A 20,271-nucleotide genomic window follows, 5' to 3' on the forward strand; every position below is an offset into this window, starting at 1 on the left:
CTGACTGTTTTTGTGAGAACCGACCGCATGTACAAACTTGAAGTCCAAGACCTGCATAAACGCTATGGCAGTCACGAAGTGCTCAAGGGCGTGTCCCTGAAAGCGGCAGCTGGCGATGTGATCAGCATCATCGGCTCCAGTGGCTCCGGCAAAAGTACTTTCCTGCGCTGCATCAACCTGCTCGAGCAGCCGCACGCGGGCAAGATTCTGCTCAACAACGAAGAGCTGAAACTGGTGGCGAACAAGGACGGCGCGCTGAAAGCCGCTGATCCGAAACAGCTGCAACGCATGCGTTCGCGCCTGTCGATGGTGTTCCAGCATTTCAACCTGTGGTCGCACATGACTGCGCTGGAAAACATCATGGAAGCGCCGGTCCACGTCCTCGGCGTGTCCAAGGCCGAAGCTCGTGAGAAAGCCGAGCACTACCTGAACAAGGTCGGCGTGGCCCATCGTAAAGACGCGTTCCCTGGGCACATGTCCGGTGGCGAGCAGCAGCGTGTGGCGATTGCCCGTGCGCTGGCGATGGAGCCTGAGGTGATGCTGTTCGACGAGCCGACTTCGGCCCTCGACCCGGAACTGGTCGGTGACGTGCTGAAAGTCATGCAAGCGCTGGCTCAGGAAGGTCGCACCATGGTTGTGGTGACGCACGAAATGGGCTTCGCCCGTGAAGTGTCGAACCAGTTGGTGTTCCTGCACAAAGGTGTGGTGGAAGAAAGCGGCAACCCGCGTGAAGTGCTGGTTAATCCGCAATCGGAACGTTTGCAACAATTCCTTTCGGGCAGCCTCAAGTAATTCAGGGCTGCCGGTATGCACCGGAATAGTGCATGCTTCGCAACCTGAAGGCTGGCTCCAATCCACTGTAGGAGCTGCCGAAGGCTGCGATCCTTTGATCTGTTTTTGAGGATCAAAAGATTGCAGCCTCGTTTCACTCGTCAGCTCCTACATGGGAAAGGCATTTCATTCCGATGGTGGATCTGCGTCAGGCTCAAGATTTGTGTTCATTTACGGGCTAGCATTGGCCCATGCCTTCATCACTGTTTTTCGCTTCGGATTGCCCGCCCATGACTGCCCATCGAATTGGTTTCCTGATTTGGCCCAGCACTAAAGCGTTGACGCTGGCGCTGGCGGAGGAAGCCTTGCGTGTTGCTCAGCGGGTGCACCCGGACGTGGTTTACGAACTGTCGTTCCTGCAAGCAGAACCTCCGGCCGAAGGCGCCTGGCAATTGCCCGGTGAAGCGTGGACCGGCAAGCTCGAAAACTTCCAGAAACTATTCCTGCTCGCCGATGAGCCGCCGACCACGCTGGCCCCGGCGCTCAGCAGTGCGCTCAAGCAATTGGTACGTGCCGGTACGGTCATCGGCGGTTTGTCTGCCGGTGTTTATCCGTTGGCACAACTCGGTTTGCTCGACGGTTATCGCGCTGCCGTGCACTGGCGTTGGCAGGACGATTTCGCCGAGCGCTTTCCGAAAGTCATCGCCACCAGTCATTTGTTCGACTGGGATCGCGATCGCCTGACCGCCTGCGGCGGCATGTCGGTTCTCGATTTGCTGTTGGCGGTACTGGCCCGCGATCACGGTGCGGAACTGGCCGGCGCCGTTTCCGAAGAACTGGTGGTCGAGCGCATCCGCGAGGGCGGCGAGCGTCAGCGCATCCCGTTGCAGAACCGTCTCGGCTCCAGCCATCCGAAGCTCACCCAGGCGGTGTTGCTGATGGAAGCCAACATCGAAGAGCCGCTGACCACCGACGAAATCGCCCAGCATGTGTGCGTGTCGCGTCGCCAGTTGGAGCGCATCTTCAAGCAATACCTCAACCGTGTGCCGAGCCAGTACTACCTGGAATTGCGCCTGAACAAGGCCCGGCAGATGTTGATGCAAACCAGCAAGTCGATCATCCAGATCGGCCTGTCGTGTGGCTTCTCATCGGGGCCGCATTTCTCCAGCGCCTATCGCAATTTCTTCGGCGCCACGCCGCGGGAAGATCGCAACCAGCGACGCAGCAGCAGCCCGTTTGAATTGTCGTCGGTGCCGTCAGAGCGCGGGTGATCGCCGCGCGTCAGTCGGCGAAATCTACTCGTCGACTTCCGATCCGTCGGACGATGAAACCTCCATCTCTGCCTCGTTGATCGTGCTTTCGATGCCAAAGTCCATGCCGTGCTTGTTGAAGTAGGCGCGAAGGATTAACTGGCTCTGCGCGTCGAACGGGTTGCCGCGTAAATTGATCGCCTCAGCGATCTCTCCGGGCAACTCGAGAATATCGCTGGGCATTTCGCTGATGTGGTTGTCGCTTAAATCAGCCTTGAGCAAATCCTTGAGCTGGAACAGGCCATCGGGGAGTTCACTGATGCCGGCGTTGTTGAGTATCAGATCCGTGAGCAAGGTCAGTTGCCGCAAATCCGGTGCCAGCCCCAAGGGGTTGTAGCTCAAATCGAGCAATTCCAGATTGACCATTTCGCCCAAAGCCGCGACGTCGTGTACGTTTAGACTGATGTTGCATTCAGTCAGGTACAGCGCGGTGAGATCACCCATTTTGAAGATTGCCTGGGGAATGTCGCCGAGTGAGAACTCGCGGATGTTCAGCGTTCTGAGCTTGGGGAAATGGTTGAGGAATTGATCGGCGCCTGTTGTCGCACCGTCTTCGCTGAGCAGTGTCAGGGTTGATACATGACTGAAGTCCGCCGTCAGTAGGGGTAACTCGCCGATGATGGTGGTCGGCAAATTAAGCTCGTACAGCGTTTCGCCATGTTCACCGAGTTCGTCGAACTCGCTTTCCCTGCGCCAGCATTCCTCGACCAGCGTCTTGAATTCATCCCGTGCGGACTGTTCTTCTGCCAGTTCCTGAGCGGTGAAGGGGCTGTGCGTGAACGGGTTGATGTCGGGGATGTTGCCAGTCCATGCAGCCAGGTCGCTTTGCAGCGTCGAGTATTCGTTTTCCAGTCGGGTCAGTTCAAGTCGGGCATTCTCCGTGAGGCCGGGTAAGCGGTAGAAAAACTGACTCGCTTCTTTGACATTCAACAGCGAGTAAATCTGTCTTGTTCGAGCGATGTCGACCGGCTCACTGAGCACTCCCAGCGTCTGTCCATGCTGATGAAAGTGCGCTCTGATCCGGTCACGTGTAGCGCGTGAAACAGGGTTGTGAGCAAACTCGAAACCGGACGTGGTTTCCGGTGGGTAATGAAAAAACTCCGGCGGTATTTCGCTGATCTGGTTGTTGCTGAAAATACCGGTGCTCAGCCGCGGATGATTCGACAACCCGTTCGGCAGATGGCTGATGCCGGTATCGGCCAGGTCGATGTAGGTCAGCTCGGTCATGGCTGTGATATCGGGTGTGCGTCCCAGAGGATTGCCGTAAAGATCCAGAGCGCCGAGCGAGGTGAATTTGCTCAGCCTTTCTACCGCGACGTCATCGAGGCTGATGTCGCATTCGGCAAGGATCAGTTGGTGCAGATTTGGCATGGCGTCGAGGGCTTGGGGCAGTCGTGCGAGATTGAAGCTGCGGATTTCCAAATGCTGCAGTTTGGGAAACAGGCGCAGGAAAGCGTCAGTGCCTTGAGCGGCATTGCTACCTTCCAGCGAAAGATGGGTGACATGGCTGAAGTCTGCGGTGAGAGCTGGAAACTCGCCGATGACGGGGTGGGCAAAAATCAGCGATGTTCGCGCGTAAGCATCGGCCTCGTTGAACGTTGTGCGTTCGAGCCAGCAACTCAGCAGCGTTTCCTTGAATACCCGACGATCATTTTTCGCCTCGACAAAGGCTTCGGCGTCGAAGCGCATACCGATCAAGGGATGTTGCGTCGGTGTTTGTGCGGTCCAGGTGTGCAGGTCGACACGCAGTTTCGCGAGTTCGGCAGTCAGGCGCGACAACTCGGCGAGTGGCCCGGCGGGGTGTATGGCCAATCTTTGCATGAACGCCTGCAACTGCTCGAATGTGAACGCTGGGTTGAGCGTCATCGCCAGTTGTTCCAAGGGCGGTGCGATTGGATTGAATCGTCGGTAGGTACCGTTTCCTCCCGGCAAGCGCATGATCTGCGGGTCATAGAGGGGCTTTAGTTCGCGATGCAGCAGCAGGATATTTTTCAGCTCATCGCGGGGCAGGGCGTGATCACGGATGGCTTGCTTGAGTTTTGCACCTGCTCCGATGTGGATGCCCAACGCATCGCGCGCGTGGTCTGGCAAGGCTTGCAATGCAGCATTGTAGAAATCGAGGGCCGCCGACAATGGTTGATCCTGTTCGTCGAAAGCCTGGTACTGACCGTCTTCGAGCAACACCATGGTTTTGTGCAGGGTGGTATCGGTCGGGCCAATGCTGTCGCGCAGCGTGCCGTGAATGCCGTAGTCGCGAACGTCGATGCGCAAGTTTTTCGGCCAGCCATGGAGACGTTCCATTGAATGCAAGGCCAGGCGTTGGGTGTCCAGCGGGTTGATTGATTCCAGGTACAAACCCTCAAAAGCGCGAGCAGCGCGAACGTCCTCCAAGGCCCAGCGAGCCAGTTGCACGAGGCGCTTGGGAACCGACATCTGTTTCAGTTGCTGACGCTCTTTGCCCGTTGCCGTGCGCAGTATTTCCCGGGCGACGCTGGTGGGCAGGCCGGGTGTTGTGTCGATGAGCTTGTGCGCCGCTGCGTCGGTGATGTGTTCAGCCGCTCGATAACGTGCTTCGAACAGGATGTTTCGGCGTTCGGCGGCGATGTTCGCCAGGGTTTTTCTCAACGCCTGAGCTCGCACCGTAAGACCTCTGGGAGGAAGACCGGGCTCCTCTCTGAGAAGTATCTTGAGTTCGCCCTCGTCGAGTTTCGCCAGTAGATTGACAAGCAAATCGCCTGATCCTGACGGGGAAAGGCTCAGTTCAATCGCTGGCAATTGCGGGCGGCTGCTTTTCCATAGTGTCTCGCCCTGCAGATCAAGCAAACGCAGGCTTTTAGTCTCCGGCCACGGGCAATGTTCGGTGAGCAATTGCAGTTGAGTGATCGGTTCTGCTTGTGCAAATTCTGCTGCGTGAGGGCTGTTCATCTGATCGATGAAATTGCGAATCTGCTTGTCGAGGGTGAAGCGCTTGAGGGTGTCCTCAAGCAGCGGCGGAAGCGGCTCGTGTTGCGCGTGAAATTTGCGCAGGACATCTTCGTGATAGCCGCTGCTGGCGAGCGCCTGCTCCAGTTCGCTGGGTGACAGGCTGTCGACCGTGTGGCCAATGCGTCGCAGCAGTTTGTCGCTGGACCAGGTGAGCGGGCGATCAAGCTCGGTTTGCCAGGTGCCGGTGTGGAAGTGTTCAAGCATCGGCGGGTAAGCATCGGCGCGTGTCGGGTGGTCGATGCGAAAACCTCTGGCGCCCGGATCGGATCTCACCGCAAACACTTTGTCGTCCAGTGGCAGCAGCAGTTTTCCATCGATCTGATGCAAGCCGTGTTGATCCGGCAGGGAGTCTTTGGTCAGCGAAATACCTTGCTCGTAGGGGGCGAGATCGGGCTTCCAGTAGAGTGTTTTTCCGTTCGGTGCGGTAACGGGTTTGAAGCGGTCAATGAAGCGCACGACATGCGGCGGCAGCAGGTTGCGAAACTCGCCGGCGACCAGCATGCCGCCGGCGGCGAATATGCCGAATTGCACGATCGATTCCAGCGCATCCATCAGATGCAGAAAGGCTGCGGTGCGCTGCCCCTGTGCCCACTCGACAATGCCTTCGAAGGTCTCGTCAAGGAACTGATAAGCCATGTAGCCGAGCATCAGTTCACCCAGAAACGGCACGAACGGCGTGGCCACGAACGCAGCGACGGTCAGTAACGTTGTCGCGATGCTCATCAGCGAATCCCAGAACGCCCAGCGTGCCTGTTGATCAACCCATGCCGTGGGCACGGCGAGGCTTTGTCCGTCGTTGAGTATCTTGTTCAACGCATTCTCGAATTGGTATTGCCATAGCAATGAATGAATGACGTCGGCGTGAAATTGCAGGTCGGGTTTTTCCACCGTGACTTCGCGCCAGGCGGGTCGTGGATCACCCGGTTGGTGCGCGAAATACTCAATGTGCGTGAGGCGTGCTTTGAGCGTGGAGAAGAAGCGACCGCGCTCGCTGTGAGCAATGAATTGACTGAAAAAATGCTGGTAGTCGTTGTGGCGCAACTGGCGCGTCAGTTCGGCGGCGAATGCAGCGCTGGAGGTGTATTCCTTGATCGGGTGTTCGGGGTCGTTCGGCACATACGCAACCAGGCGGGTGATGCGCTCGCTGGTGTGCAGATCCGGCGCAAACACAATGATGCCGTGCAGTTGCGAAGACAGCAGCGACAGGCTGTGACCGCGCACTGTTTCGCCATCCAGCCGCATGCCTTGCAGGCCGTCGATCAAACCACCAATGAGGCGATACAGATCTTCCTGTATGTCGTTGTTCATTCGGGCGTACATCAGCGCCGATTTCAGTGCAGCCTTTTGGCTGACTTCGACATGCAAGCGCAGCTTGGCCGCCAGATTGGGCTGGTCGATGCCTAGATGTTGTTGCAAATGTTGTTGGTATTGCGCACCGAGATCGAGGCTTCGGCACAGTTTGATGAAGGTATTTATCGACAGTGCCTGGCTGATATCCGCGAGGATTTCGAATTGTTCGCGATCGTCTGGCTGGGTGATGAAGCAGGAATCGGAGTCAAAAGCATCCGTTTCGGTTTCATGGCTTTCGAAGTTGCGCAGTGCGGCGTCTAGCACGGACAGCGTCCAGATTCGGCTGGCGCCGGTAGAGAAGCCAAACCAAGGGTTCGTGACTGGAATGTAGAGGCGCACGAACGTGCTTTTGACGTCGAGTATCAGGCCGCATTGATCCTTGATCGCCGCTGCCAGTAACGGCGCAGCGAAGGCTTCGACGTCCTTGAGGTTGGTCAGCAGGTGATCCACCTGGTTCTGTGCCGCCCAGTGCTGGGCATTCAGCACACCTAACCGGGCGTGGTGCTGACGTGCGGAAGCCGCCAGCAGGGGCTCATGACGGGGGATTGCGCGTCGCAGGGCATGGCGTCGAAACGCCGAAGCATTCGCCAGCCAATCAGGCGCGGCTTGGTGCAACGGCTCAAAATGCGTGTCGTTGTGCTCGGTATAGAAAGTATCGAGGCGGGCGGCAGGTTGCAGCGGTTGTGGCAGGTTCATGCGCTCATCCATTAGCGTGCGGAGAGCGCCCAGCAAAGCAGAAAAATATTTGTCATGTGCGGTACATAGTTACCGCACATTGAATTCCTCGATCAATTACCGTCGAGCCACCGCAGATCCCCTTGGGCAGTTTAAACTGCGCCTTTGCGACGCTATATGTCGCATTGCCGTAAACCCGGGAAAATCCGGGGTTTGCGCTATAAGAAGTTGTCGCTTGGCGGCAAGGCCGGGCTGAAAACTGTCCTTACAATCCTCACCAAGCTCGCCAGTTTCAGGCGAGTGCTTCTCATCAGGAGACTCCGATGTCCGTTGAGCACGCTGCGGTACAACGCGCCGATTTCGACCAGGTAATGGTTCCCAACTACGCGCCTGCCGCTTTCATTCCGGTGCGTGGCGCCGGTTCCCGTGTCTGGGATCAGGCCGGCCGCGAGCTGATCGACTTCGCCGGCGGGATTGCCGTTAACGTATTGGGCCACGCGCACCCGGCGCTGGTCGGTGCATTGACCGAGCAAGCGAACAAGTTGTGGCACGTGTCCAACGTGTTCACCAACGAGCCAGCCCTGCGCCTGGCGCACAAGCTGATCGACGCCACGTTCGCCGAGCGCGTGTTCTTCTGCAACTCCGGCGCTGAAGCCAACGAGGCCGCTTTCAAGCTGGCCCGTCGTGTTGCGTTCGACCGTTTCGGCACTGAGAAGTACGAAATCATTGCCGCGCTGAACAGCTTCCACGGCCGTACGTTGTTCACCGTTAACGTCGGTGGCCAGTCGAAGTACTCCGACGGTTTCGGCCCGAAAATCACCGGCATCACCCACGTGCCTTATAACGACCTGGCCGCGCTGAAAGCGGCGGTTTCCGACAAGACCTGTGCGGTCGTGCTGGAACCGATTCAGGGTGAGGGCGGCGTACTGCCAGCCGAATTGGCGTACCTGCAAGGTGCCCGCGAACTGTGCGACGCGAACAACGCGCTGCTGGTGTTCGACGAAGTGCAAACCGGCATGGGCCGCAGTGGCAAGCTGTTCGCCTACCAGCATTACGGCGTGACTCCGGACATCCTCACCAGCGCCAAGAGCCTGGGCGGCGGTTTCCCGATCGCGGCGATGCTGACCACCGAAGCGCTGGCCAAACATCTGGTTGTCGGCACCCACGGCACCACTTACGGCGGCAACCCGCTGGCATGCGCGGTCGCGGAAGCGGTGATCGATGTGATCAACACACCTGAAGTGTTGAACGGCGTAAACGCCAAGCATGACAAGTTCAAGGCGCGCCTTGAGCAGATCGGCGAGAAATATGGCCTGTTCACTCAGGTGCGTGGTCTCGGTCTGCTGATCGGTTGTGTGCTGAGCGATGCCTGGAAAGGCAAGGCCAAAGACATCTTCAACGCCGCTGAAAAAGAAGGCCTGATGATTCTGCAAGCCGGCCCGGACGTGATCCGTTTCGCCCCGAGCCTGGTGGTGGAAGACGCTGATATCGATGCCGGTCTCGACCGCTTTGAACGCGCTGCCGCAGCACTGACGCAAGCTTGATAGACCCTTCGGCGCCTGAGTACTTGGGCGCCGAACCCAATTTTTGATATCGGGCAGATTCAACTGTCGGAGTCAGCCTTTGTGGTGAGGGGATTTATCCCCGACGGGGCGCGAAGCACCCCCAAAATCTGGGGCCGCTGCGCAGCCCATCGGGGCGGTGCGACGTTTCGCTAAATCCCCTCGCCACAAAGAGCCGATCCCACAATGTTCGGTATTTTTTCTTCTGTGAATTGATAAGAGAAAAGGAGTGACACCATGCTGGTGATGCGCCCCGCGCAAATGGCTGATCTGGGCGAGGTACAGCGTCTGGCTGCGGACAGCCCGATTGGTGTCACTTCCTTGCCGGATGACGTGGAACGTCTGAGCGACAAGATCGCCGCGAGCGAAGCGTCGTTCTCCGCCGAAGTGAGCTTCAACGGTGAAGAGAGTTACTTCTTCGTCCTCGAGGAATCCACCACCGGCAAACTGGTGGGATGCTCGGCGATTGTCGCGTCCGCCGGTTACTCAGAGCCGTTCTACAGCTTCCGTAACGAGACCTTTGTGCACGCTTCGCGCGAGCTGAAGATCCACAACAAAATTCACGTGCTCTCGCAGTGCCACGACCTGACCGGCAACAGCTTGCTGACCAGTTTCTACGTGCAGCGCGAGCTGGTCGGTTCGCCATGGTCCGAGCTTAACTCCCGTGGTCGTCTGCTGTTCGTCGCCAGCCATCCCGAGCGTTTCGCCGATTCGGTGGTCACCGAGATCGTTGGTTACAGCGATGAGAATGGCGACTCGCCATTCTGGGATGCGATCGGTCGCAATTTCTTCGACCTCAATTACGCCGCTGCCGAGCGTCTGTGCGGGCTGAAAAGCCGTACTTTTCTCGCCGAGCTGATGCCGCATTACCCGATCTACGTGCCGCTGCTGCCGGACTCCGCCCAAGAGGCGATGGGCCAGGTGCACCCGCGTGCGCAGATCACCTTCGACATCCTGATGCGCGAAGGCTTCGAGACTGATCACTACATCGACATTTTCGACGGTGGCCCGACCCTGCATGCGCGTGTTTCGGGGATCCGTTCGATCGCCCAGAGCCGTGTGGTGCCAGTGAAGATCGGCGAGCCGGTTAAAGGTGCCGGGCGCCAGTATCTGGTGGCGAACGCGCAGTTGCAGGATTACCGCGCGGTGCTGCTGGAACTGGATTACGCACCGGGCAAACCGGTGACTCTGGATCTGGAAGCGGCCGAAGCCCTGGGCGTCGGTGAAGGTGCCAGCGTGCGCCTGGTGGCGGTTTAACGCCTTAGCGAGTTTCACGGGTGGCGAAGGCGGCCCGTTTGAGGAGATAGCATGATTGTTCGTCCCGTACGCAGCAGCGATTTATCCGCGCTGATCGACCTGGCCCGTAGCACCGGCACCGGCCTGACTACTTTGCCGGCCAACGAAGAACGTCTGGCCCATCGGGTCGGCTGGGCCGAGAAGACCTTTCGCGGCGAAGCCGGCCGTGGCGATGCGGACTACCTGTTCGTGCTCGAAGACGATGACGGCCGCGTGGTGGGGATTTCCGCCATCGCAGGCGCTGTCGGCATGCGTGAGCCTTGGTACAACTTCCGTGTCGGCCTCACCGTCAGCGCCTCGCAAGAACTGAATATCTATCGCGAGATTCCGACGCTGTTTCTCGCCAACGACCTGACCGGTAATTCCGAGCTGTGCTCGCTGTTCCTGCACGCCGATTACCGCAGCGGTCTGAACGGCCGCATGCTGTCAAAGGCGCGGATGCTGTTCATCGCTGAATTCCCTGAACTGTTCGGCAACAAGATCATTGCCGAAATGCGCGGTGTCTCCGATGACGCCGGCCGTTCGCCGTTCTGGGAAAGCCTCGGTCGTCACTTCTTCAAGATGGAGTTCAGCCAGGCCGATTACCTGACAGGCGTGGGCAACAAGGCGTTCATCGCTGAGCTGATGCCGAAATTCCCGCTGTACACCTGCTTCCTGTCCGAAGGCGCGCGTAGCGTCATCGGTCAGGTCCATCCGGATACCGAGCCGGCCTTGGCGATGCTCAAGGGCGAAGGTTTCAGCTATCAGGGTTACGTCGACATCTTCGACGCAGGTCCGGCCATCGAATGCGAAACCGGCAAGATCCGCGCGGTGCGTGACAGTGAAGCGCTGGTATTGGCTGTGGGTACGCCGGGCGACGACGCCACGCCGTTCATCATCCATAACCGCAAGCGCGAAGACTGCCGCATCACCGCTGCGCCGGCGCGTCTCGCTGCCGGCACGCTGGTGGTTGATCCGCAGACTGCCAAACGTCTTCAACTCAACGCTGGCGATCAAGTACGCGCCGTGGCGTTGTCCGCTGCACGGGAGTCGAAATAATGAATTCGCTATACATCGCAGGTGAGTGGCTGGCCGGTCAGGGTGAAGCCTTTCAATCGCTGAACCCGGTGACGCAGCAAGTGCTGTGGTCGGGGGAGGGCGCCACGGCGGCTCAGGTTGAATCGGCTGTGCAAGCTGCGCGTCAGGCGTTCCCGGGCTGGGCACGTCGTACGCTGGACGAGCGCATCACGGTGCTTGAGGCTTTCGCCGCGTCGCTGAAAAACCACGCTGACGAACTAGCTCGCACCATCGGTGAAGAGACCGGTAAACCGCTGTGGGAATCGGCGACCGAAGTGACCAGCATGGTCAACAAGATCGCGATTTCGGTGCAGAGCTACCGCGAGCGGACCGGCGAGAAGAGCGGCCCTTTGGGCGACGCCACTGCTGTGCTGCGCCACAAGCCGCACGGCGTGGTTGCAGTGTTCGGCCCTTACAATTTCCCTGGCCATTTGCCTAACGGCCACATTGTTCCGGCATTGCTGGCGGGTAACAGCGTGCTGTTCAAGCCAAGCGAACTGACACCGAAAGTCGCCGAGTTGACGGTCAAGTGCTGGATCGAAGCCGGTCTGCCAGCAGGCGTGTTGAACCTGCTGCAAGGCGCGCGCGAAACCGGCATCGCGCTGGCGGCGAATCCGGGCATCGACGGTCTGTTCTTCACCGGTTCGAGCCGTACGGGCAATCATCTGCACCAGCAATTTGCCGGTCGTCCGGACAAGATTCTGGCGCTGGAGATGGGTGGTAACAATCCGCTGGTGGTCGATCAGGTCGCGGATCTGGATGCGGCGGTTTACACGATTATTCAGTCGGCGTTCATTTCTGCCGGTCAGCGTTGCACCTGTGCCCGTCGCCTGCTGGTGCCGCAAGGCGCGTGGGGCGACAGCCTGTTGAAGCGTCTGGTTGAAGTCAGCGCGACCATTGAAGTCGGTGCGTTCGATCAGCAACCGGCGCCGTTCATGGGCTCGGTGATTTCCCTCGGCGCAGCGAAAGCGCTGATGGACGCTCAAGAACATCTGTTGGCCAACGGCGCGGTGTCGTTGCTGGAAATGACTCAGCCGCAGGCACAAGCCGCGTTGCTGACGCCGGGCATCGTTGATGTGACCGCGGTTGCGGAGCGTCCGGACGAAGAGCTGTTCGGCCCGTTGCTGCAGGTGATTCGCTACGTTGATTTTGAAGCAGCTATCGTTGAAGCCAACAACACCGCTTATGGGCTTGCTGCTGGTTTGCTGTCGGATTCCGAAGCGCGTTATCAGCAGTTCTGGCTGGAAAGCCGTGCCGGCATCGTCAACTGGAACAAACAACTGACCGGTGCTGCGAGCAGCGCGCCGTTTGGTGGAGTGGGGGCCTCGGGTAACCATCGTGCCAGCGCTTATTACGCGGCGGATTACTGCGCGTACCCGGTAGCGTCGCTGGAAACCCCGAGCCTGGTGTTGCCATCGGCCCTCACGCCTGGCGTGAAGATGGCGTGATGCCAATCGCTGGCAAGCCAGCTCCCACAGGGGGCGAGTCGTCCACAGAATCTGTGAACACCACCAATCCTGTGGGAGCTGGCTTGCCAGCGATGGCCGCACCGCGGTCTTAAAGAATAGTTACTGAAGCCTATAACAACAGATTCTCGTGGAGCCTCGCTGATGAAATCCTATGAAGTCAATTTTGACGGTCTAGTGGGGCCGACCCATAACTACGGTGGTCTGTCCTACGGCAACGTTGCGTCCCAGAGCAACAGCCAGCAATCCTCGAATCCGAAGGAAGCGGCGCTGCAAGGTCTGGCGAAGATGAAAGCGCTGATGGAAATGGGCTTTCAGCAAGGCGTGCTGGCGCCGCAGGAACGTCCGGACGTGGCCGCTCTGCGCCGTCTGGGTTTCAGCGGCACCGACGCTCAGGTCATCGAGCGCGCCGCCAAAGAAGCCATGCCGCTGCTGGTCGCCAGTTGCTCGGCGTCGAGCATGTGGGTGGCCAACGCCGCCACGGTCAGCCCGAGTGCCGACACCGCTGATGGCCGCGTGCATTTCACCGCTGCCAACCTCAACTGCAAATACCACCGCAGCATCGAGCACCCGACTACCAGTCGCGTACTCGGCGCGATGTTCGCCAATCAGCAACACTTCGCTCATCACGCCGCGTTGCCGGCAGTGGCGCAGTTCGGTGACGAAGGCGCGGCCAACCACACACGTTTCTGCCGTGAGTATGGCGAGGCGGGCGTTGAGTTCTTCGTGTTCGGTCGCAGTGCGTTCGACAACCGTTACCCGGCGCCGCAAAAGTACCCGGCACGCCAGACCCTCGAAGCCTCGCAAGCGGTTGCGCGTCTGCACGGTCTACGTGATGAAGGCGTGGTTTACGCCCAGCAGAATCCGAACGTGATCGATCAGGGCGTGTTCCACAACGACGTGATCGCCGTGGGCAATGGCGAGGTCTTGTTCTACCACGAGGACGCATTCCTCGACACCGAGTCGATGCTGGCCGAACTGCAAAGCAAACTGGCCAAAGTCGGCGGCAACTTCCAGTCCGTGTGTGTGCCGCGTTCGGCGGTCACCGTGGATGACGCAGTGCGTTCTTACCTGTTCAACAGCCAGTTGCTGTCGCGCCCTGACGGTTCGATGCTGCTGATCGTGCCGCAAGAGTGCCAGGCCAACGAACGCGTCTGGGCTTACCTGCAAAGCCTGACCAGCTCCGGCGGTCTGATTCGCGAAGTGAAAGTCTTCGACCTCAAGCAAAGCATGCAGAACGGCGGCGGCCCGGCGTGCCTGCGACTGCGCGTCGCGCTTAATGAAACCGAACTGGCGGCGGTCAACCCAGGGGTTATCATGACGCCACCGTTGTACGGTTCGTTGACCGCATGGGTTGAAAAGCACTACCGCGACCGCCTGAGCGAAACCGATCTGGCGGACCCGCAATTGTTGCTTGAATGCCGGACGGCACTGGATGAACTGACGCAAATCCTTAAACTGGGCGCGGTTTATCCATTCCAGATCAATTGATGGCCGGCGCGTCGCCCGAATGCGGCGCGCGGCTTGTCTCACCAAGAGAGTAAAAACATGAGCGATTCCCTGCAGCTGATCCTTGAAGACACCGACGGCACGCAACTGGAAACTTCCTGCACCCGCGTTGCGGTCATGTGGCAAGGCAAAGAGCTGTGGATCCAGCAGGACGGCCGTGGCCAGCTGCTGATCGGCGTCGACGTTGAAGAAGGTGACGCCGAGTACGCCAACCTGCTGCTGCGCCCATTGGCGACTAATCTGGTAAGTCTGCAACTGGAAATGGAACCGGCCGACGTCGGCGACGACGAAGACCACGTGCACGGCCCGGATTGCAACCACGACCACTAAGGAAACCGCTCTATGCTCGCCCTCGGCAAACTGCTTGAACTGACCCTCGCCGGCCGCGAACCGGCGGAGAAGACTCAACTGACTGTCGAAGGCGTGCGCATGCGCTGGTTGAGCGAAGGTGCGCTGGAAGTCCGGCCACCGCAAGCGCGCGACAATGGCCTGGACCTGCTGCTGTCGGCAGGCATCCACGGCAACGAAACAGCGCCGATCGAATTGCTTGATCGGCTGCTGCACGACATCGCTCGCGGCGATTTGAAGCCGCGTGCACGCATTCTGTTCCTGTTCGGTAACCCGGAAGCGATTCGCAAAGGCGAGCGTTTCATCGAGCAGGACGTCAATCGGCTGTTCAACGGCCGTCATGAACAAAGCAGCGGCTCGGAAGCGCTACGTGCTTGTGAGCTGGAGCGGTTGGCGGCGAGTTTTTTCAGCCTGCCGGATCGCCAGCGCCTGCACTACGATCTGCACACGGCGATTCGCGGTTCGAAGATCGAGCAGTTTGCGCTGTATCCGTGGAAGGAAGGTCGCCAGCATTCGCGCCAGGAATTGGCGCGTCTACGGGCTGCCGGGATGGAAGCGGTGTTGCTGCAGAACAAGCCGTCGATCGTGTTCAGCGCTTACACCTACGACAAGCTCGGTGCCGAGGCCTTCACCCTGGAACTGGGCAAGGCGCGGCCGTTCGGGCAGAACGACGGGGTTAACGTCTCGCTGCTGGAAACCCGCCTGCAGCAGATCATTGAAGGCACTGAGCCAGAGATGGCTGAAGCGCATCTGGACGGTTTGCAGCTGTTCAGTGTGGCGCGGGAAATTATCAAACACAGCGATGCGTTCCGCCTGAACCTTCCGCAGGACGTCGAAAACTTTTCCGAGTTGGAGATGGGCTATGTGCTGGCCGAGGATCTGGCCAATACCCGCTGGATCATTGAGGAAGAGGGCGCACGAATCATCTTCCCTAATCCCAAGGTCAAGAACGGCCTGCGCGCGGGCATCCTGATCGTCCCGGCCACCGACGAAAACCTCGCCTGACCTAACTGCAGGGATGGTCCACAAACTCTGGTACGCGGGCCAAACCCCGTAGGAGCTGCCGAAGGCTGCGATCTTTTGATCTTGTTTCTAAAAGATCAAAAGATCGCAGCCTCGTTTCACTCGACAGCTCCTACAGGTGATGATCGTTCCCGCACGAAGCATGGGAACGATCATCAGTGGGTCAGACTGCGACAGCGCGCGGCTCGGTGCGGCGCAGTGCGCGGACTTTTTGCAGCGTATCCGCGCAAGTCCGCGCCGCTTCCTGACCCTTGTGCACAAAGTGCTCAAAGAAGAACTTCTGATGTTCGTCGCCCGCATGGAAATGATGCGGCGTCAGCGAAACCGAGAACACCGGCACTTCGGTTTCCAGCTGCACTTGCATCAGACCGCTGACCACCGATTGCGCGACGAACTCGTGACGGTAGATGCCGCCGTCCACCACCAAGGCTGCGGCGACGATGCCGGCATAACGACCGGTTTTGGCCAGCAACTTGGCGTGCAGAGGCATTTCAAAAGCGCCGCCGACTTCGAAGATATCGATGTCCGATTCCTGATAACCCAGGGCGATCATTTCGGCGACGAAGCCTTTACGGCTCTGGTCGACGATTTCTTTGTGCCAGCAGGCCTGGATGAACGCAACGCGTTCGCCGTGTGGGTGTTTGCTTTTGCTGTCGATAGCGGTGGGTTGCATGTTCTGACTCCTGTTTGTGTGAAAAACAGGGCGTTATGAATCGAAAGGGATTCAAGGGTGCGCTCACGCACAACATCGCGCGGACGGCCCTTTGGCGTTAATCCCGTTCTCTCTTCATCCGGACTATGACCGTCGGCCCCGGGATCACACCGGGTCTGCTGACCTTGCCGCCGATCACCGCTTAATGCCGTGGTCGTCGCCAAGCGCTCGCGGGCTATGCGCATTGCGCGCAATTACCGCCGGTGGGGAATTGCACCCCGCCCTGAGAACGTTTTTGCCGCCCTTTCTCGGGCGGCGCAGCGTTTTTAACACAGATTTTGTGTCGGTGCATTGCGCCTTTTTGATGATTGCTATCGATTTTCCAGACGGCTTGAAACGAAAAATCCTTGCGCAAGGGTTGATTAATCTGCGCCATGACCGCAGTAATTCCACTTCGTAAAGGGATTTCCCCTGCTGAATTGAGGCCAGGTTCATGAGCGTTATCGATCTTCGCAGCGACACCGTCACCCAACCGACACCCGCCATGCTCGACGCGATGACCGCGGCCGACACCGGTGACGATGTGTACGGCGAAGACCCGACGGTCAATCGTCTGGAAGCCGAACTGGCTCAACGCTTGGGCTTTGCCGCAGCGCTGTTCGTGCCGACCGGCACCATGAGCAATCTGTTGGGATTGATGGCGCACTGCGAGCGCGGCGACGAATATGTCGTGGGTCAGCAGGCGCACACCTACAAGTACGAGGGCGGCGGCGCGGCGGTGCTCGGTTCGATTCAACCGCAGCCGCTGGAAGTGCAGGCCGACGGTTCGCTGGATCTGGATCAAGTCGCGGCGGCGATCAAACCCGACGACTTCCATTTCGCTCGCACCCGTTTGCTGGCGCTGGAAAACACCATGCAAGGCAAAGTGCTGCCGCTGGAATATCTGGCGCGGGCGCGTAAATTCACCCAAGACCATGGCCTGCAACTGCACCTCGACGGCGCGCGTCTTTACAACGCAGCGGTCAAACTCGGGGTGGATGCGCGGGATATCACCCAGCATTTCGATTCGGTATCGGTGTGCCTGTCCAAAGGCCTTGGCGCGCCGGTGGGTTCAGTGCTGTGCGGCTCCGAGCAACTGATCGGCAAGGCCCGCCGTTTGCGCAAAATGGTCGGTGGCGGCATGCGTCAGGCCGGTTTGCTGGCGGCGGCGGGGCTGTATGCGCTGGATCACAACGTCGAGCGTCTGGCGGATGACCACGCCAACGCGCAGTTTTTGGCCGATGGTCTGCGTGAAGCAGGTTTCACCGTTGAACCGGTGCAAACCAACATGGTTTATGTGCAAATGGGCGACAAAGCCGAAGCGATCAAGGCGTTTGCCGGCGAACTCGGGATCAAGTTGAGCGCCGCCGCGCGTCTGCGTATGGTCACGCACATGGACGTCAGTCGCGCGCAAATCGAGCAAGTGATCGCGACATTCGTCGACTTTTCGCGCAAGTGACAGCGTTAGCCGTCCAATTGACCGTTTCTATCGTATAAACACGCTGTACCCCGCGCGCAGGGCCGATATAATGCGGCCCTTTGCCGTCGCTTCGTCTGTTGACGTTTCGAACAGGCCTTTGGCCGCAGCCTCCGTGGAAGAACCTAATGAAAAGCGCAGAAATCCGTGAAGCCTTCCTTCGCTTCTTCGAAGAGCAAGGCCACACCCGTGTAGCCTCCAGCTCTTTGATTCCGGGCAACGACCCAACCCTGCTGTTCACTAACGCGGGGATGAACCAGTTCAAGGACTGCTTCCTGGGCCAGGAAAAACGTGCGTACACCCGTGCGACCAGCAGCCAGAAATGTGTGCGTGCCGGTGGCAAGAACAGCGACCTGGAAAACGTCGGTTATACCGCTCGTCACCACACGTTCTTCGAAATGCTCGGTAACTTCAGCTTCGGTGACTATTTCAAGAAAGACGCGATTACTTACGCGTGGACCTTCCTGACCGGCGTTCTGCAACTGCCGAAGGAAAAACTCTGGGTCACCGTCTACGCCTCCGACGACGAAGCGTATGACATCTGGACCAAAGAAATCGGTGTGCCGGTCGAGCGCATGATCCGCATCGGCGACAACAAGGGCGCGCCATACGCTTCCGACAACTTCTGGACCATGGGCGATACCGGCCCGTGCGGCCCATGCACCGAGATTTTCTACGATCACGGCGACCACATCTGGGGTGGCCCGCCGGGCTCGCCGGAAGAAGACGGCGACCGTTACATCGAGATCTGGAACAACGTGTTCATGCAGTTCAACCGCACCGCCGATGGCGTGTTGCATCCGTTGCCAGCGCCGTCGGTCGACACCGGCATGGGCCTGGAGCGGATCAGTGCGGTGATGCAGCACGTCAATTCCAACTACGACATCGACCTGTTCAAGAACCTGTTGAAGGCCTCGGCCGAAGCGATCGGTTGTGAAAACGGCGATCAGTCTTCGCTGAAAGTCGTGTCCGACCACATCCGTTCGTGCGGCTTCCTGATTGCCGACGGCGTGCTGCCGTCCAACGAAGGTCGCGGTTATGTGCTGCGCCGGATCATCCGTCGCGCTTGCCGTCACGGTAACAAGCTGGGCGCTACTGGCAGCTTCTTCTACAAGATCGTTGCCGCACTGGTTGCCGAGATGGGCGAAGCCTTCCCGGAACTGAAAAAGCAGCAGAGCAACATCGAGCGCGTGCTCAAGGCTGAAGAAGAGCAGTTCTCCAAGACTCTGGAGCACGGCCTGAAGATTCTTGAGCAGGATCTGCTGGAACTCAAAGGCACCGTGGTGCCGGGCGACGTGGTGTTCAAACTCTACGACACCTACGGTTTCCCGATGGACCTGACCGCCGACATCGCCCGCGAGCGCAGCCTGACTGTCGACGAAGCCGGTTTCGAACGTGAGATGGAAGCCCAGCGTGTGCGTGCGCGTTCGGCCAGCTCGTTCGGTCTGGACTACAACACGCTGGTCAAGGTTGATGTGGCAACCGAGTTCACCGGTTACAAAGACACCAGCGGTTCGGCAAAAATCATCGCTATCTATAAAGATGGCCAGTCGGTCGACGTCTTGAATGAAGGCGAAGAGGCGGTGGTCGTGCTGAACCAGACGCCGTTCTACGCTGAATCCGGCGGCCAGATTGGCGACTGCGGTTATCTGCAGGCCGGCAGCGCACGCTTCGACGTACGTGACACCACCAAGACCGGCGGCGCCTTCCTACACCACGGTGTGCTGGATTCGGGCAGCCTGACCATCGGCGCGCCAGTGGAAACCCACGTCGATGCCGAGGTGCGTCACGCGACTTCGTTGAACCACTCGGCCACGCACTTGCTGCACGCGGCACTGCGCCAGGTACTGGGCGAGCACGTTCAACAGAAAGGTTCGTTGGTGGATAGCCAGCGTCTGCGTTTCGACTTCAGCCACTTTGAAGCGATCAAGCCTGAGCAGATCAAGGCGCTGGAAGACATTGTCAACGCCGAGATTCGCAAGAACTCCGCGGTTGAAACCGAAGAAACCGACATCGAAACCGCGAAGAACAAAGGCGCGATGGCGCTGTTCGGCGAGAAGTACGGCGACAACGTGCGCGTGCTGAGCATGGGCGGTGATTTCTCCGTCGAGCTGTGCGGCGGTATCCACGCCAACCGTACCGGCGACATCGGCCTGCTGAAAATCATCAGCGAAGGTGGTGTGGCTTCGGGCGTGCGTCGTATCGAAGCGGTCACTGGTGCTGCGGCACTGGCGTACTTGAATGCTGCAGAAGAACAACTCAAGGAAGCGGCCAGCCTGGTCAAGGGCAGCCGCGACAACCTGATCGACAAGCTGTCGGCTGTGCTGGAGCGCAATCGCCAACTGGAGAAGCAACTCGAGCAGTTGCAAGCCAAGGCGGCGAGCGCGGCGGGCGACGATCTGTCGTCTTCGGCACTGGACGTCAAGGGCGTGAAGGTTTTGGCCGCACGTCTGGATGGTCAGGACGCCAAGGCGCTGCTGGCGCTGGTTGATCAGTTGAAGAACAAACTCGGCCGCGCAGTGATCCTGCTCGGCAGTGTCCATGAGGAAAAGGTCGTTCTGGTTGCAGGCGTAACCAAAGACCTGACTGGCCAACTCAAAGCCGGTGATTTGATGAAGCAAGCTGCTGCGGCAGTGGGCGGGAAGGGCGGTGGTCGTCCGGACATGGCGCAGGGCGGCGGTGTTGATGCCGGCGCGCTGGATGGTGCACTGGCGCTGACCGTTCCATTCGTCGAGCAGGGTTTATAAGACGG

The 20,271-nt window shown here is 59.1% G+C and carries 13 protein-coding genes and 1 riboswitch; of the genes, 11 read left to right on the plus strand and 2 right to left on the minus strand.

Going from position 1 to position 20,271, the window contains the following annotated elements; translation table 11 throughout:
• Positions 1–27 precede the first annotated feature (27 nt).
• Positions 28–792, plus strand: coding sequence for an ABC transporter ATP-binding protein (locus EJA70_RS20495; RefSeq protein ID WP_003227281.1), 765 nt, complete (start codon positions 28–30; stop codon positions 790–792).
• Positions 793–1,061: 269 nt separating this feature from the next.
• Positions 1,062–2,042 (plus strand): transcriptional regulator ArgR, encoded by a 981-nt coding sequence (gene argR, locus EJA70_RS20500; RefSeq protein ID WP_008077925.1) that lies wholly within the window; start codon positions 1,062–1,064, stop codon positions 2,040–2,042.
• A gap of 24 nt (positions 2,043–2,066) precedes the next feature.
• Here the strand turns inward: argR and EJA70_RS20505 are convergent, their stop codons facing one another.
• Positions 2,067–7,112 carry a dermonecrotic toxin domain-containing protein gene (locus tag EJA70_RS20505; RefSeq protein ID WP_158833101.1) on the minus strand — a complete coding sequence of 1,682 codons (5,046 nt, stop codon included), beginning with the start codon at positions 7,110–7,112 and terminating at the stop codon, positions 2,067–2,069.
• A gap of 302 nt (positions 7,113–7,414) precedes the next feature.
• Here EJA70_RS20505 and EJA70_RS20510 point away from each other — a divergent pair, with 302 nt between their 5' ends.
• The 7 genes from EJA70_RS20510 to astE all read left to right on the plus strand — a co-directional run bounded on the left by EJA70_RS20510 (position 7,415) and on the right by astE (position 15,333).
• The gene (locus tag EJA70_RS20510) at positions 7,415–8,635 is read left to right on the plus strand and encodes an aspartate aminotransferase family protein (protein WP_008077923.1); all 1,221 of its coding nucleotides are present in this window, start codon (positions 7,415–7,417) and stop codon (positions 8,633–8,635) included.
• Between the two features lie 255 nt (positions 8,636–8,890).
• Entirely contained in the window at positions 8,891–9,910 is a 1,020-nt protein-coding gene (gene aruF, locus EJA70_RS20515) for an arginine/ornithine succinyltransferase subunit alpha (RefSeq protein ID WP_008077922.1), read from the plus strand.
• Positions 9,911–9,961: 51 nt separating this feature from the next.
• Entirely contained in the window at positions 9,962–10,987 is a 1,026-nt protein-coding gene (gene astA, locus EJA70_RS20520; protein ID WP_077574191.1) for an arginine N-succinyltransferase, read from the plus strand.
• A complete protein-coding gene (gene astD / locus EJA70_RS20525) occupies positions 10,984–12,453 on the plus strand; it encodes a succinylglutamate-semialdehyde dehydrogenase (protein WP_178116945.1) in 1,470 nt (489 codons plus the stop codon). The genes astA and astD overlap by 4 nt, the downstream gene beginning before the upstream one ends.
• Positions 12,454–12,615: 162 nt before the next feature.
• Complete coding sequence (gene astB, locus EJA70_RS20530; protein ID WP_158833105.1) at positions 12,616–13,962, plus strand: N-succinylarginine dihydrolase; 1,347 nt, start codon at positions 12,616–12,618, stop codon at positions 13,960–13,962.
• A 57-nt stretch (positions 13,963–14,019) separates the two neighbouring features.
• Entirely contained in the window at positions 14,020–14,310 is a 291-nt protein-coding gene (locus EJA70_RS20535; RefSeq protein ID WP_007919345.1) for a hypothetical protein, read from the plus strand.
• 12 nt (positions 14,311–14,322) lie between these two features.
• Positions 14,323–15,333 (plus strand): succinylglutamate desuccinylase, encoded by a 1,011-nt coding sequence (gene astE / locus EJA70_RS20540; RefSeq protein ID WP_158833107.1) that lies wholly within the window; start codon positions 14,323–14,325, stop codon positions 15,331–15,333.
• Positions 15,334–15,514: 181 nt separating this feature from the next.
• Here astE and EJA70_RS20545 read toward each other — a convergent pair whose 3' ends face one another.
• Positions 15,515–16,024, minus strand: a complete 510-nt coding sequence (locus tag EJA70_RS20545; protein WP_016983960.1) for a 6,7-dimethyl-8-ribityllumazine synthase — start codon at positions 16,022–16,024, stop codon at positions 15,515–15,517.
• A 101-nt stretch (positions 16,025–16,125) separates the two neighbouring features.
• Positions 16,126–16,298, minus strand: a riboswitch (FMN riboswitch).
• A 198-nt stretch (positions 16,299–16,496) separates the two neighbouring features.
• On the opposite strand from EJA70_RS20545, the gene ltaE reads away from it, so the two are divergent.
• Both ltaE and alaS read left to right on the plus strand, forming a co-directional pair.
• Positions 16,497–17,501 (plus strand): low-specificity L-threonine aldolase, encoded by a 1,005-nt coding sequence (gene ltaE / locus EJA70_RS20550; protein ID WP_158833109.1) that lies wholly within the window; start codon positions 16,497–16,499, stop codon positions 17,499–17,501.
• A gap of 146 nt (positions 17,502–17,647) precedes the next feature.
• Complete coding sequence (gene alaS, locus EJA70_RS20555; RefSeq protein ID WP_158833111.1) at positions 17,648–20,266, plus strand: alanine--tRNA ligase; 2,619 nt, start codon at positions 17,648–17,650, stop codon at positions 20,264–20,266.
• The last annotated feature ends 5 nt before the right edge of the window (positions 20,267–20,271 follow it).

It is taken from the genome of Pseudomonas sp. PB103, from assembly GCF_009764635.1.
GTDB lineage: Bacteria > Pseudomonadota > Gammaproteobacteria > Pseudomonadales > Pseudomonadaceae > Aquipseudomonas.

Excerpts from the sequence above, each read along its gene's own strand:
- EJA70_RS20495 (WP_003227281.1), top strand. The coding sequence starts at position 28 with ATGTACAAACTTGAAGTCCAAGACCTGCATAAACGCTATGGCAGTCAC.
- argR (WP_008077925.1), top strand. The coding sequence starts at position 1,062 with ATGACTGCCCATCGAATTGGTTTCCTGATTTGGCCCAGCACTAAAGCG.
- EJA70_RS20505 (WP_158833101.1), bottom strand. The coding sequence starts at position 7,112 with ATGAACCTGCCACAACCGCTGCAACCTGCCGCCCGCCTCGATACTTTC.
- EJA70_RS20510 (WP_008077923.1), top strand. The coding sequence starts at position 7,415 with ATGTCCGTTGAGCACGCTGCGGTACAACGCGCCGATTTCGACCAGGTA.
- aruF (WP_008077922.1), top strand. The coding sequence starts at position 8,891 with ATGCTGGTGATGCGCCCCGCGCAAATGGCTGATCTGGGCGAGGTACAG.
- astA (WP_077574191.1), top strand. The coding sequence starts at position 9,962 with ATGATTGTTCGTCCCGTACGCAGCAGCGATTTATCCGCGCTGATCGAC.
- astB (WP_158833105.1), top strand. The coding sequence starts at position 12,616 with ATGAAATCCTATGAAGTCAATTTTGACGGTCTAGTGGGGCCGACCCAT.
- EJA70_RS20535 (WP_007919345.1), top strand. The coding sequence starts at position 14,020 with ATGAGCGATTCCCTGCAGCTGATCCTTGAAGACACCGACGGCACGCAA.
- astE (WP_158833107.1), top strand. The coding sequence starts at position 14,323 with ATGCTCGCCCTCGGCAAACTGCTTGAACTGACCCTCGCCGGCCGCGAA.
- EJA70_RS20545 (WP_016983960.1), bottom strand. The coding sequence starts at position 16,024 with ATGCAACCCACCGCTATCGACAGCAAAAGCAAACACCCACACGGCGAA.
- ltaE (WP_158833109.1), top strand. The coding sequence starts at position 16,497 with ATGAGCGTTATCGATCTTCGCAGCGACACCGTCACCCAACCGACACCC.
- alaS (WP_158833111.1), top strand. The coding sequence starts at position 17,648 with ATGAAAAGCGCAGAAATCCGTGAAGCCTTCCTTCGCTTCTTCGAAGAG.